This is a genomic window from Allobosea sp. Tri-44, from assembly GCF_004123845.1.
In the GTDB taxonomy this organism is placed as follows: domain Bacteria; phylum Pseudomonadota; class Alphaproteobacteria; order Rhizobiales; family Beijerinckiaceae; genus Allobosea.
The window spans coordinates 408,244-422,225 of record NZ_NBDP01000053.1; the positions used below are offsets into that span (position 1 = coordinate 408,244).

Below are 13,982 nucleotides of genomic sequence, written 5' to 3' on the forward strand. Positions count from 1 at the left end.
CAGATGCCCATCTCGCCCGGCCTCGTCGATCTCCAGATCAACGGCTTCGCCGGCGTCGACTTCAACGACCCGGCGATCACCCCGGCCGATCTCGACCGGGCGCTGGAGGCGATGCTGAAGACCGGCGTCACGCACTGCCTGCCGACGATCATCACCGCCCATCCGCACGAACTGATTGAGCGTTTCCGGGCGCTGGATGAAGCCGTCGCCGGGAGCCGGCTCGGGCCATTGATGTGCCCGGGCTATCATCTCGAAGGCCCGTTCCTGAACCCGGCGCCGGGCTATCATGGCTGCCACCCGCCCCAGGCGATGACGGCGGCACAGCCGGAGCTGATCGCCGAGGTCGAGCGCGGCCTGTCGCGGCCGATCCTGATGGTGACGCTCGCCGCCGAGCGCGAAGGTGCGGTCGCGCTGACGAAAATTCTGGCGGACGCCGGCAAGATCGTCGCCATCGGCCATTCGGCCGCCGATTTCGATCAGGTCTCGGCCGCAGCCGATGCGGGCTTGTCGCTCTCGACCCATCTCGGAAACGGCCTGCCGCAGACGCTGCACAAGCTCGCCAATCCGATCTTCGCCCAGCTCGCGGAGGACCGGCTGATGGCCGGCTTCATCGCCGACGGCATCCATGTCCACCCCAGGGCGCTCGCCGCGCTGATCCGGGCCAAGGGCTTCGAGCGTTCGATCCTCGTCACCGACGCGGTGGTAGCAGCCGCTGCACCGGTCGGCCGTTATCATTTCGCCGGCATGGCGGTCGACCGCATGCCTGATGGTTCGGTCCGGCAGGAAGCGGGACTGCTCGCCGGCTCGGCGCTCTGCCTCGACGAGGCGGTGCGCAATGTCGTCGCCTGGGGCATCGGGACGCCCGAGCAGGCTTTAGCCATGGCAGGGAGCCATGCCCTCGCCGCGATCCGGCCGGCGCTCGACGCGCACGGCATCGCGCTTGCGGAGGGCGAGGTCGAGTGGTCGGATGACCTTTTCGTCCGGCGGGTCCGCCTCGCCGGTCAGGAACGCCGTTACGACGCATGAGCGCCGCTGGAACGGCGCGACAACAAAGGGGGAAGGCAATGACCAAGCATCTTCATGGCATCGACCGCCGCACCGTTCTCGGTGGCCTTGGCGCCCTTGCCGCCGGCGGCCCGGCATTCGCTGCCTCGCCGCCACTGCCGACCAGTCCGGTCGTGATCAGCGTCATGGATGTCGGCGGTGCGCTCGCGTTGATTCAGAAGGCGTTCGAGGATTACCGCGCCGCCAATCCCAAGCTGGTCTCGCGCATCGCCTTCGTGAAGGCGCCGGCGCCCGAGCTCGCCAGCAAGCTCAAGGCGCAGCAGGATGCCGGCAGGGTCGATCTCGACCTGATCCTGACCGGCAGCGACGGCCTCGCCGCCGGCCTCGACCAGAAGCTCTGGCAGAAAATCCTGCCGGACTTCGCCGACAGGTTCCCGAATATCGAGGCCAATTACGAGCCGGCGGCGCTCAATTTGCACAAGGTCCAGGGCGATGGCTTCGGCGTCGTCGTCAACTACTACCCTTCCGGCCCGCTGCTCGAATACATGCCCGACCGGGTCAAGACCCCGCCGACCACGGCCGAGGAACTGCTCGCCTGGGCCAAGGCCAATCCGAACAAGTTCATGTATGCCCGCCCGACCAATTCCGGCCCAGGCCGCACCTTCATGATGGGGCTGCCCTACATCCTCGGCGACAAGGACCCGCAGGACCCGGTCGGCGGCTGGGACAAGACATGGGCCTATCTGCAGGAGCTCGGCCAGTACATCGAGTACTATCCGGCCGGCACCGGCGCGACGATGAAGGAGTTCGGCGACGGCTCGCGCGACATCATCATCTCGACCACCGGCTGGGACATCAATCCGCGGGCGCTCGGCATCGTGCCGAAGGAAGCCAAGATCCAGACGCTGAAGGGCTTCCACTGGGTCTCGGACGCCTTCTTCATGTGCGTGCCGAAGGGCCTGCCGAACGACCGGCTCGCCGTCGTGCTCGACATCATGGCGCATGTGCTGACGCCGAAGATGCAGGCCTATTCCTATGACGAGGGCTATCTCTATCCCGGCCCGGCGGTGAAGAACGTGCCGCTCTCGCTGGCACCCGAGGCGAGCCAGAAGGTGATCGCCGAGTTCGGCCGGCCGGAATATGCCGACCTCATCGCCAACAACCCGATCGAGCTGCCGCTGAAGCCCGACAAGATGGTCGTCGCTTTCAGGAAGTGGGACGAGCTGGTGGGCGCCAAGCGGGCGAAGTGAGCCTCCACGCGGAACCCCTCTCCCGCATCGAAGTCGGGTTTACCCGACTTCGACACTCTGAGATCTGATCCCGGGCAAGCCCGGGATCAGTGAGAGGGGCAGGGGTGACGGACCGCCGCTGATTGTTGAAGTGCGACGGCGCTGCTGAGGTCCTCTGCGGTAAGGGCGGGCCCTCATCCGGCGCTCCGCGCCACCTTCTCCCATCCGGGAGAAGGAAGAGGGCGTCGTGGTCAGCATCGATGGCGATTGACTCCGCCGCTGCCATGCGTTTTTCATCCGCATAGAGCGCATGGGGCGCCACCAGTCCGCGGCAAGGGAGCCTGCTCCCACCCATATCCAAGCGACGACATCGCATCATCGCTTTCTTCCGGCCTGTCGAGCGGACATCAGGCTTTCCTCGGAAGGAAGACCCATGTCCGATCCCACCCGCGAACTCACGCCCCGCTCGACCCTCGAGACCGCCCGCCGCCAGGCCAAGCGCTGGCTGAAGGAGATCGAAGCCGGCGAGCCTGAGGCGGTCGCCCGTTTTCGCAAGCTGATCCCGAACCATGCCGGCGCGGCCAAACTGCGCGAGGTCCAGCATGCGCTCGCCCGCGATTACGGACTCGCGAGCTGGGCGGCGCTGAAGCAGGAACTCATCGCGCGCGAGGCGGCGGCGCGCGGCCATGCCGCGCTCGTCGCGCTGTTCCTGGAGAAATCGGCGTTGCGCTATGGCGTCAGGCCGGGCACGCAAAGCTGGGGCGAGTACGAGGCCGACCGGCCGGCACGCGGCGCGCTGGCGCAGCGCCTGCTCGAACGGCATCCGGAGATCGCCGGCGACAGCATCCATACCGCCGTCGCCGGGCATGATCTCGATGCCGTCCGTGATTTTCTCAGCAGGGACGCTGCACTCGCTGACAAGCCGAGCGGCTTCGACGGCTGGACCCCGCTGGTCCGCCTCGCTTTCACCCGCCTGCCGAACGAGGCGCTGTCACGCAACGCCGTCGCGATCGCGCAGCTCCTGCTCGATCATGGCGCCGACCCGAACGCTCTGTTCAGCGACGGCAGCAACCACTTCACCCCACTGACCGGCGTCATCGGCGGCGGCGAGGGCAACCAGCCACCGCATCCGCAAGCCGAAGCGCTGGCGCGGCTCCTGATCGCCCGCGGCGCCGATCCGCTCAATGGCCAAGCGCTCTACAACTCGTCGCTCGGTGCGGATGATACCTTCTGGCTCGACCTGCTCTGGAACGAGACGGAGAAGCGCGGCGAGGCCGGGCGCTGGCACGAGCCGGTACGCGAATTGCCGGCACCACCGCTCGATTATCTGCTCGGCAACGCCGTACCGCGCCAGCCGAAACGCGCCGCCTGGCTCCTCGCCCATGGCGCCCGGGCGCAGGCGGTCAACGCCTATTCGAAGCAGAGCCTGGTCAAGCAGGCCATGCTCGACGGCCGGAGCGATCTCGTTCGCCTGCTCGTCGACAATGGCGCGAGCCCGGTCGAGCTCAGCGGGCAGGAGGCCTTCACCGCCGCGGTCGCGCGTGGCGAGGAAGCCGAGGCGCGCCGACTGCTCGACGGCGATCCGAAGTTCTTGCTTAGCCCGGCGCCGCTGCTGGTGGCGATCCGGCAGGGCAAGCCGGAGATCGCGGCGCTGGCACTGCGCCTCGGCGTCTCGCCGGATGCCGCGACGCGCGACGGCGTTCGTGCATTGCACGAAGCGGCCGGAACCGACGCGACCGAGATCGTTGCGCTGCTGGTCGAGGCAGGTGCCAAGATCGATCCGATCGAGCTCCGCTATGGCTCGACCCCGCTCGGCTGGGCGCGTCACCAGGGCGCCAGTGCCGCGCAGATCTATCTGGCCTCACGCAGCAGCGATATCGAAGCCCTGTGCGAGGCCGCCGAGATCGAGCGGCTGGAGGCTCTTTTCGCCAAGGAGCCGGCGCTCGCCAATGCGCCGGCCCGTTCGGGCGAGCCGCCGCTGTTCTGCCTGCCGGACGACGACACCAGCGCCTGCGACCTCGTCGAGTTCCTGCTGGCGGCAGGGGCCGATCCGGCTGCGCGCAACAAGCAGGAGCTGACGCCCGCGCAGGCGGCGCGCAAGCGAGGCCTGCTGGATGCCGCGACGCTGCTGGAAGCGGCCCTTCTCCCCTCGGGGGAGAAGGTGGCAGCGCGAAGCGCTGACGGATGAGGGAAGGGCTGTGCAAGCGGCGCTTTCTCGTTCACCCAGCCAAACTGCCCTCATCCGTCTGCTTTGCAGACACCTTCTCCTCCGAGGGGAGAAGGAAGCCCCGGAGGGAGAAGAGGCTAAGCCGCCTCCAGCCCGAACTGGAGCGCGGCGAGGCGCGCATAGAGCCCGCCCTTGGCGACGAGGGCGGCATGCGTGCCTTCCTCGACCACCCGCCCATCCTCCATCACCAGGATACGGTCGGCGGAGAGGATGGTGGCGAGCCGATGGGCCACGACCAGCGTGGTCCGGCCCTGCATCAGCCGGTCGAGTGCGTCCTGCACGGCGCGCTCGCTTTCCGAATCGAGCGCCGAGGTCGCTTCGTCCAATAGCAGGATCGGCGCGTCCTTCAGCACGGCGCGGGCGATGGCGAGGCGCTGGCGCTGGCCGCCTGACAGCGTGACGCCGCGCTCGCCGATGATGGTGTCGTAGCCATCAGGCAGCGCCCGGATGAAGCCGTCGGCAGCGGCGAGCTGCGCCGCTTCCTCGATCTGCGCGCGCGCCGCGCCGGGGCGACCATAGGCGATGTTGTCGGCGACCGAGACGCCGAACACGGTCGGCTCCTGCGGGACCAGCGCGAAGCGGCTGCGCCAGTCGGTCGGGTCGGCCTCCGGCCCGGCGACGCCGTCGACGACGACGCGGCCGGCGAAGGGGTCGTAGAAGCGCAGCGCCAGCTGCAGCACCGTGCTCTTGCCGGCGCCGGACGGGCCAACCAGTGCGACACGTTCGCCCGGCCTGATCGTGAGGTCGAGATCGGCGAGCGCGAGGTTGCTGCGGCCAGGATAGCGGAAGGAGACGCTCTCGAAGGCGAGGGCGCCGACCGGCGGCGTGGGCAACGCCTTGGGATGGGGCGGGGCTGAAATCGCCGGCTTGGTCGCGAGGATCTCGCCGAGCCGTCCGGCGGCGCCGGCCGCAGCCGAGATGTCGCCATAGACTTCCGAGAGCTGGCCGAGCGAGCTTGCTGCCAAGACGGCGTAGAGCACGAATTGCGACAGGCGCCCGCCGCTCATCCGCCCGGCAAAGACTTCCGTCGCGCCGACCCAGAGCACCAGCACGACGCTGGCCGAGACCAGGAAGATCGCAATGCCGGAGAGCCAGGCGCGGGAACGCGTCGCATCGCGCGAGGCGTCATAGGCGCCGTCCGAGGCGCCCTGGAAGCGCTGCGTCGTCTCGCGCTCAGCGCCGAAGGACTGCATCGTCCGGATCGCGCCGATCGCCTCGGCGGCGAAGGCGGAGGCATCGGCGAGCCGGTCCTGCGCCGCCCGGGCCCGCTTGCGCACCGTGCGGCCGGAGAAGACCAACGGCAGCACGATCAGGGGAATCGCGCCGATCACGATCGCCGAAAGCTGCGGACTGGTCACGATCATCATGACGAGCGCGCCAAGGAACATGATGCCGTTGCGCAGCGCGATCGAGGCGGTCGAGGCGAAGGTCGATTTGATTTGGGTGGTGTCGGCGGTCAGCCGCGAGACCAGGTCTCCGGCCCGGCTGGCGTCGAAGAAGGCCGGCTCGAGCCGGGTCAGGTGCGCGAAGACGTCGGCACGCAGCTCCGAGACGACGCGCTCGCCGACCGTCATCACCAGATAGAATCGGAACGAGCTCGCCAGGGCCAGCACGGCGACGACGCCGATCAGCAGGGCGAAATAGGAGTTCGCCAACTGCTGCTCGCCACCGGAGAAACCGACATCGATGACGCGCCTCACCGCGAGCGGCAGGACAAGCGTCGCCACCGAGGCGACGATCAGCGCGACGAGCGCGAAGGCGATCCGTTGCTTCTGCGCCAGCGCATAGGGCCAGAACGAGCGCAGGGCGCTGAAATCCGGCCGCGCCTTTTGGTCTTCCTTGGTCTCGTTCGCCACGCTTACCTATCCTGAAAAGCTTGCACCGTCGCTGCGGCTGCGCTATGGGCACCCGACTTCACGACAGGCTCATACGAATTGTTCGAAGAGCCGGCGATGTGCGCCGCGTTCCGGCCACCCGCTTTTCGACAATTGAGGATTTCGCCATGAAGACCGGCATTCATCCCGACTACCACACCATCAAGGTCGTCATGACCGATGGCACCGAATACTTCACGCGTTCGACGCTGGGCAAGGAGGGTGACACCCTCAACCTCGACATCGACCCGAAGACCCACCCGGCCTGGACCGGCGGCACCCAGCACATGCTGGACCGCGGCGGCCGCGTCTCGCGCTTCAACTCGCGTTTCGGCGCGTTGGGCGCCCTCGGCAAGAAGTAATCCGCGTTTTCGCAGCCCTTTCAGGCTCGCGACTGCAACAGGAAAGCCCGGCCTCGCGGCCGGGCTTTTTGCATTGGCGGCGACGATAGGCCGCGGGCTCGTGCCTTCTCGTTCCAGCCATCGCCAGGCCACGTCCCGGAATGTTCGCGGGACATGCATTCTTTGATCGCTTCCAAGCGGCGTCAGGCGAATTGACTCCGCTTGAGCCGGCGGCCTATCGAACGCGCGATCCTTTTTCCGGGTTTCGCTGCTCGCTACCGGCCGGCTCCGGCGCGCGAGTCTCGTTCCCGCCTCGCCGGAGAGACTTCATGACGACGCCCGCGATCGACCGCGCTTTGCACGAGCGGCTGGCCAACGCCATCCGCTCGCTCGCCATGGATGGCGTCGAGCAGGCGAAGTCCGGCCATCCCGGTCTGCCGATGGGCGCGGCCGATGTCGCGACCGTGCTGTTCACGCGTATCCTGAAATATGATGCGGCCGAGCCGCGCTGGCCCGACCGTGACCGTTTCGTGCTCTCGGCCGGCCACGGATCGATGCTGATCTACGCGCTGCTCTACCTCACCGGCACGCCGGGCCTGGAGCTCGACGACCTCAAGAAATTCCGCCAACTCGAATCGAAGACGCCGGGCCATCCCGAGAACTTCATGACGCTCGGCGTCGAGACCACCACCGGCCCGCTCGGCCAGGGTCTCGCCACCGCCGTCGGCATGGCGATGGCCGAACGCATGCTCGCCGCCGAATTCGGCAAGAAGCTGGTCGACCACAAGACCTATGTGCTCGCCTCCGACGGCGACCTGATGGAGGGCATCAGCCAGGAGGCGATCGCGCTCGCCGGCCATCAGAAGCTCAACAAGCTGATCGTGCTCTGGGACGATAATGGCATCTCGATCGACGGGCCGCTCTCGATCTCCGATTCGGTCGACCAGCTCGCCCGCTTCAAGGCCTGCGGCTGGAAGGCCGAGCGTGTCGACGGGCATGATCCCGATGCGATCGAGGCGGCGGTCCGCCGCGCCCAGAAGTCGAACAAGCCGACGCTGATCGCCTGCAAGACCGTGATCGGCTTTGGCGCGCCGAAGAAGGCCGGCACCTCCAAGGCGCATGGCGAGCCGCTCGGCGCCGAGGAACTCGCCGCCGCCAAGAAGGCGCTCGGCATCACCGGCGGGCCGTTCGAGGTCGCGGCTGATGTGCTCAAGGCTTGGCGCGGTTTTGGCGCCACCGGCTTCGCCGAGCGCAAGGAATGGAATGCGCGCCTCGCGGCGACGTCCGGGCGCAAGCGCGGCGAGTTCGAGCGCCGGCTGGCCCACACGGTGCCGGCCAAGCTCGCCAAGACCCTCGTTGCCCACAAGAAGACGCTGGCCGCGAGCCCGGTCACGGTCGCGACCCGCAAGGCGTCCGAACTGGCACTGGATGTGATCGTGCCGGTGATGCCGGAGCTGGTCTCGGGCTCGGCCGATCTCACCCCGTCGAACAACACCCGCGCAAAGGGCTTCGAGGACTTCACGCCGAAGACCCCGAAGGGCCGCTATGTCCGCTACGGCATCCGCGAGCACGGCATGGCCGCGGCGATGAACGGTATCACGCTGCATGGCGGCTTCCGCACCGCCGGCGGCACCTTCCTGGTCTTCGCCGACTATGCCCGTCCGTCGATGCGGCTCGCCGCGCTGATGGGGCTGCCCGTCGTCTACGTCATGACCCATGATTCGATCGGCCTCGGCGAGGACGGTCCGACCCACCAGCCGGTCGAGCAGATCGCCTCCTTGCGCGCCATGCCGAACATGCGCGTGCTGCGTCCCGCCGATGCAATCGAGACGGCGGAAGCCTGGCAGATCGCGCTGGAGCGTACCGACGGGCCGACCGTGCTGGCGCTGTCGCGCCAGAACCTGACGCCGGTCCGCACCGACGCCTCGGCGACGAACCGTTCGGCCAAGGGCGCCTATGAGCTGCTGGCGGCCGAAGGGGGCACGGCGCAGGTCTCGCTCTTCGCCTCGGGCTCCGAGGTCGAGATTGCTGTCGCGGCCCGCAAGCTCCTGGCGGAAAAGGGCATTCGCGCCCGCGTCGTCTCTGTGCCCTCGCTCGAAGCGCTGCTGGAGCAGGACGATACGACCAAGGCCGGGATCATCGGCGAGGCACCGATCAAGATCGCGGTCGAGGCCGCCGTGCGCTTTGGCTGGGATGGCGTGATCGGCGCCGATGGCGGCTTTATCGGCATGTCCTCCTTCGGGGCGAGCGGCCCCTACAAGGAAGTCTATAAGCATTTCGGCATCACGCCGGAGGCGGTGGCCGAGGCGGCGATCAAACGTCACAACGGCTGAGTTTCCTTGAAATTTTTAAGGCCTGCCCTTGCGTTCCGCCATGGTTTGGCCGATTTGCCCGCGTGAATGACGCCGGTCCTGCCGGCGAATGGCGAAGGAGAGGATTGAGATGACGGTCAAGGTGGCGATCAACGGCTTCGGCCGTATCGGGCGCAACGTGCTGCGCGCGATCATCGAGTCGAAGCGCAAGGACATCGAGGTCGTGGCGATCAACGACCTCGGGCCGGTCGGGACCAATGCCCATCTCTTCCGCTTCGACTCCGTGCACGGCCGCTTCCCCGGCACGGTGACCGTCTCCGGCGACACGATCGATGTCGGCCGTGGCCCGATCAAGGTGACCGCGATCCGCGATCCCAAGGACCTGCCGCACAAGGCGCTCGGCGTCGACATCGCGCTGGAATGCACCGGCATCTTCACCACCCGCGAGAAGGCGGCGGCCCATCTCGCCGCCGGCGCCAAGCGCGTGCTGGTCTCGGCTCCCTGCGACGGCGCCGACCTGACGGTGGTCTTCGGCGTCAACAACGAGGCCCTGACCAAGGATCACGTCGTCGTCTCGAACGCCTCGTGCACCACCAACTGCCTGGCCCCCGTGGTCCGGGTGCTGCATGACGCGGTCGGCATCGACAAGGGCTTCATGACCACGATCCATGCCTATACCGGCGACCAGCCGACGCTCGACACGATGCACAAGGACCTCTACCGCGGCCGCGCCGCCGCGATGTCGATGATCCCGACCTCGACCGGCGCCGCCAAGGCGATCGGCCTCGTCATCCCCGAGCTCAAGGGCCGTCTCGACGGCACCTCGATCCGCGTGCCGACGCCGAACGTCTCGGTCGTCGACTTCAAGTTCATCGCGAAGCGCAAGACCACGGTCGAGAAGATCAACGACGCCATCATCAAGGCGAGCAAGCGTGGCGCGCTGAAGGGCATCCTCGCCGTCACCGACCAGCCCAACGTCTCGATCGACTTCAACCATGATCCGGCGTCGTCGACCTTCGCGCTCGACCAGACCAAGGTCCTGGACGAGAAGTTCGTCCGCATCCTCACCTGGTACGACAATGAGTGGGGCTTCTCGAACCGCATGAGCGACACTGCCGTCGCCATGGCGAAGCTGATCTGACGCACTCTCCCATCGCAGCCGCGCTTACCCGGCGCGGCTGTGCCTGCACCGCCGAGGAACGGACCGCGCAATGAACAAGATCGAGCCGACCGTCGCCACGCCGGCCACGCCGACCGAGACCATTACCGTACCGCCGGCGCCGAGCATGGCCGAGATCGCCGCATCGCGCGTCGCCGAGGCGAAGCCGGCCGAGCCGCTGTCCGCCAGCGATCCGCGCAAGCTCGACCAACTCTCCCGGATCGAGGACAAGGCGGCCCGGATCGAAGAGAAGTTCGCGCGCTACGAGGCGGTGCTGACCCGCGCCGAGGCTTCGCTCGATCGCAGCGCCCAGAAGGTCGAGCTCGCCGCCGGCACCATGGACTTCGCCGGCCTGCGCGAGGAGCTCTCGGCGCTGCGCCAGCGTGTCAGCGCCACGCCGCGCTTCGGGGCGCTGCTGCTCACCGGCATCGTCACGGCGATCCTGACGGTCATCCTGACGGTGATCGTGCTGAAGGCCGGCGTTCCCGGCGTGCTGCCGCCGATCCTGCCGCGATGAGCTTTCGCCCGGCCGCCGATCTCGCGGGCGGGCGCAATGTCCGCTGGCGGGCGCTGGAAGGCGACGGGCTCGAACATCTCACCCTGCGAGCGGAGGCGAACGGCTTTCGCGCCGATGCCGTGCTGGTCGGCGAGCGTGACGGAAAGCGCTACGGCGCGACCTATCGGATCGACTGCGATCCCGATTTCACGGTCCGCTCCTTCGAGATCACGACGACCGGTGGCCGTCGTCTCGCCATGACACGGCGCGACGGCGCCTGGCACGACAGGGCGCGCGGCCATCTGCCGGCCTTCGACGCCTGCATCGACATCGACCTCTCCGCCACGCCGTTCACCAATACGCTGCCGATCCGCCGCTGCGCCTGGCAGCTAGGCCTGCAACGGCGCATCGCCATGCTGTTCGTGCCGTTCGACAGCTTCGAGCCCTTCGTGACCGAGCAGGTCTATACCTGTCTTGCACTAAAGCTCTTCCGGTTCGAGACGGCCGATGGCAGTTTCAGCGCCGAGCTTCCGGTCGACGAGGACGGCCTCGTCATGGATTATCCCAGCCTGTTTCAACGCTTGTAAGAGAGTTCTCCATGCCTGCTTTCCGCACCCTCGACGACGCCGATCTCGCCGGCAAGCGCGTCCTCGTCCGTGTCGACCTCAACGTGCCGACGGAGGAGGGCAGGGTCACCGACACCACTCGCATCGACCGGATCCTGCCGACGATCCGCGAGATCGCGCAGAAGGGCGGCAAGGTCGTCCTGCTGGCGCATTTCGGCCGGCCGAAGGGGCGCGACGAGAAGAACAGCCTGCGGCAGGTCGTGCCGGCGCTGGCGCATGCGCTCGGCCAGCCGGTGATCTTCGTCGGCGACTGCATCGGCCAGGAAGCGCCGAAGGCGATCGCCGCCGCCAAGAATGGCGAAATCCTGCTGCTCGAGAACACCCGCTTCCATGCCGGCGACGAGGCGAATGATCCCGAGTTCGTCAAGGCGCTCGCCGCCAATGGCGATCTCTATGTCAACGACGCCTTCTCGGCCGCGCATCGTGCCCATGCCTCGACGGAAGGGCTGGCGCATCTGCTCCCAGCCTATGCGGGGCGCGCCATGCAAGCCGAGCTCGAGGCACTCTCGTCCGGGCTCGACAACCCGGCGCGGCCGGTGATGGCGATCGTCGGCGGCGCCAAGGTCTCGACCAAGCTCGAATTGCTGGGGAACCTCGTGCAGAAGGTCGATGTGCTCGTCATCGGCGGCGGCATGGCCAACACCTTCCTCGCCGCGCGCGGCGTCAATGTCGGCAAGTCGCTCTGCGAGCATGATCTCGCCGGTACCGCCCGCGAGATCGAGGCGAAGGCCAAGGCGGCCGGCTGCGAGATCATTCTGCCGGTCGATGCGCTGGTCGCCCGCGAGTTCAGGGCCCATCCGGGCCATCGCGTCGTCTCGATCGGCGAAGTCGGGGCGGACGAGATGATCCTCGATGCAGGCCCGCTCAGCGTCGCCGAGGTCGTGCTCAAGCTCAATACCGTGAAGACGGTCGTCTGGAACGGTCCGTTCGGCGCATTCGAGCTGCCGCCCTTCGACACGGCGACCGTCGCGGTCGCCAAGGCCGTGGCGGAGCGCGTCCGGGACGGCAAGCTCGTCGCGGTCGCCGGTGGCGGCGACACGGTCGCGGCGATGAACCATGCGGGCGTCGCCGAAGACCTGACCTATGTCTCGACCGCGGGCGGCGCCTTCCTCGAATGGATGGAAGGCAAGGCCCTGCCGGGCGTCGAGGCACTGCGGAAGGGCTGATCGGCGGCGCAGCTTCCGGTTGCGTGAGGCGATGTTTATGCTATGTTCTCGTTACGGCATGACGATTTCGCTGGAGCCACTATGCGATGAGCGAGAATGTCCAGACTGCAATGTTCGAGATTCTGAAAAGGCTTCAGAGCGACTTTGCGTCTTTCCGGTCCGAAACGAGCGAGCGTTTCGAGCGGCTGGAGGACCTCGTCCGCAAGCAGCGCCGTGATACGGCCGGTCTGCTCGTCATGGCCAAGGCTGTGACGGGCGACTTTGCCGAGCAGGTCGCGGCAATTGAAGAGCGCGCGAGGGTTCTGGAAGCGCGCGGGCGCTGATCGCATTCACTTTTTTGGCCGGTTTCGCTTTGCGTCCGCCACAGTTCGATTCTAAACCCTCCAGATAAAGCAGAGCCCAACCGGAGGATCATCGTGGCCCGCATCACGCTTCGCCAATTGCTCGACCATGCTGCCGAGAACGACTACGGCGTTCCGGCCTTCAACATCAACAACATGGAGCAGGCGCTCGCGATCATGGCGGCGGCGGATGCGACGGACGCGCCGGTGATCATCCAGGCCTCGCGCGGGGCGCGCTCCTACGCCAACGACATCATGCTCAAGCACATGATGGACGCCGTCACCGAGATCTATCCGCATATCCCGGTCTGTGTGCATCTCGACCATGGCAACGAGCCGGCAACCTGCATGACCGCGATCCAGGCCGGCTTCACCTCGGTGATGATGGACGGCTCGCTCAAGGCTGACGGCAAGACGCCGGGTGACTGGGACTACAATGTCGGCGTGACCAAGACCGTCACCGAGATGTCCCATCTCGGCGGCATCTCCGTCGAAGGAGAGCTCGGTGTCTTGGGCTCGCTTGAAAGCGGCGAGGGCGAGAAGGAGGACGGCCACGGGTTCGAGGGCAAGCTCAGCCACGACCAACTCCTGACCAACCCGGACGAAGCCGTGAAGTTCGTCGCCGAGACCAAGGTCGACGCGCTCGCCATCGCCATGGGCACCTCGCACGGCGCCTACAAGTTCACCCGCAAGCCTGACGGCGCGATCCTGGCGATGCATGTCATCGAGGAGATCCACAAGAAGCTGCCGAACATGCACCTCGTCATGCACGGCTCCTCCTCAGTGCCGCAGGACCTGCAGGACGTCATCAACCAGTACGGCGGCAAGATGCCCCAGACCTGGGGTGTGCCGGTCGAGGAGATCCAGCGCGGCATCAAGCACGGCGTGCGCAAGATCAACATCGACACCGACAACCGGATGGCGATGACCGGCCAGATCCGCAAGATCCTGTCCGAGAATCCCGGCGAGTTCGATCCGCGCAAGTATCTGAAGCCGGCGATGGAAGCCATGACCGCGCTCTGCAAGAAGCGGCTGGAGGAGTTCAACACCGCCGGCCAGGCCTCGAAGATCAAGCGCGTCATCACGCTGGCGGACATGGCCAAGCGCTACGCCAAGGGCGAGCTCGATCCGACCTTCGGTGCCAAGAAGGCGGCGTAGTTAGCTGCTGAAAACGCCGCATCCGTCATGGTCGGGCTTGTCCCGACC

Annotated in this window: 12 protein-coding genes; 11 read left to right on the forward strand and 1 reads right to left on the reverse strand. The window is 67.1% G+C overall.

Translation table 11 applies throughout. The annotated features are described in order from the left end of the window. The first annotated feature begins 3 nt into the window (after positions 1–3). The 3 genes from B6S44_RS27090 (at position 4) to B6S44_RS27100 (ending at position 4,422) form a co-directional block, all read left to right on the forward strand. Complete coding sequence (locus B6S44_RS27090) at positions 4–1,026, forward strand: N-acetylglucosamine-6-phosphate deacetylase (protein WP_129159954.1); 1,023 nt, start codon at positions 4–6, stop codon at positions 1,024–1,026. 38 nt (positions 1,027–1,064) lie between these two features. Beyond that, complete coding sequence (locus B6S44_RS27095; protein WP_129159955.1) at positions 1,065–2,255, forward strand: ABC transporter substrate-binding protein; 1,191 nt, start codon at positions 1,065–1,067, stop codon at positions 2,253–2,255. Positions 2,256–2,667: 412 nt separating this feature from the next. After that, positions 2,668–4,422: an ankyrin repeat domain-containing protein gene (locus tag B6S44_RS27100; protein WP_164985979.1), complete on the forward strand. Its 1,755-nt coding sequence runs from the start codon at positions 2,668–2,670 to the stop codon at positions 4,420–4,422. Positions 4,423–4,538: 116 nt separating this feature from the next. Here the strand turns inward: B6S44_RS27100 and B6S44_RS27105 are convergent, their stop codons facing one another. Continuing rightward, on the reverse strand, positions 4,539–6,266 hold the full coding sequence (locus B6S44_RS27105) for an ABC transporter transmembrane domain-containing protein (protein WP_465246143.1): 1,728 nt from the start codon (positions 6,264–6,266) through the stop codon (positions 4,539–4,541). 197 nt (positions 6,267–6,463) lie between these two features. On the opposite strand from B6S44_RS27105, the gene rpmE reads away from it, so the two are divergent. From rpmE to fba, 8 genes are all read left to right on the forward strand, one after another. Beyond that, positions 6,464–6,697, forward strand: coding sequence for a 50S ribosomal protein L31 (gene rpmE / locus B6S44_RS27110; RefSeq protein ID WP_066471911.1), 234 nt, complete (start codon positions 6,464–6,466; stop codon positions 6,695–6,697). A gap of 308 nt (positions 6,698–7,005) precedes the next feature. Next, positions 7,006–9,009 carry a transketolase gene (gene tkt, locus B6S44_RS27115; RefSeq protein WP_129159958.1) on the forward strand — a complete coding sequence of 668 codons (2,004 nt, stop codon included), beginning with the start codon at positions 7,006–7,008 and terminating at the stop codon, positions 9,007–9,009. A 109-nt stretch (positions 9,010–9,118) separates the two neighbouring features. Then, positions 9,119–10,129, forward strand: coding sequence for a type I glyceraldehyde-3-phosphate dehydrogenase (gene gap / locus B6S44_RS27120; protein WP_129159959.1), 1,011 nt, complete (start codon positions 9,119–9,121; stop codon positions 10,127–10,129). 70 nt (positions 10,130–10,199) lie between these two features. Continuing rightward, the gene (locus tag B6S44_RS27125; protein ID WP_129159960.1) at positions 10,200–10,664 is read left to right on the forward strand and encodes a hypothetical protein; all 465 of its coding nucleotides are present in this window, start codon (positions 10,200–10,202) and stop codon (positions 10,662–10,664) included. Beyond that, positions 10,661–11,230 (forward strand): putative glycolipid-binding domain-containing protein, encoded by a 570-nt coding sequence (locus B6S44_RS27130; protein ID WP_129159961.1) that lies wholly within the window; start codon positions 10,661–10,663, stop codon positions 11,228–11,230. Before B6S44_RS27125 ends, B6S44_RS27130 begins: the two co-directional genes overlap by 4 nt. A gap of 11 nt (positions 11,231–11,241) precedes the next feature. Further along, positions 11,242–12,435, forward strand: a complete 1,194-nt coding sequence (locus tag B6S44_RS27135) for a phosphoglycerate kinase (protein ID WP_129159962.1) — start codon at positions 11,242–11,244, stop codon at positions 12,433–12,435. Positions 12,436–12,521: 86 nt separating this feature from the next. Beyond that, positions 12,522–12,758 carry a hypothetical protein gene (locus tag B6S44_RS27140; protein ID WP_129159963.1) on the forward strand — a complete coding sequence of 79 codons (237 nt, stop codon included), beginning with the start codon at positions 12,522–12,524 and terminating at the stop codon, positions 12,756–12,758. A 93-nt stretch (positions 12,759–12,851) separates the two neighbouring features. Then, positions 12,852–13,934 (forward strand): class II fructose-bisphosphate aldolase, encoded by a 1,083-nt coding sequence (gene fba, locus B6S44_RS27145; protein ID WP_126115974.1) that lies wholly within the window; start codon positions 12,852–12,854, stop codon positions 13,932–13,934. Positions 13,935–13,982: the final 48 nt, after the last annotated feature.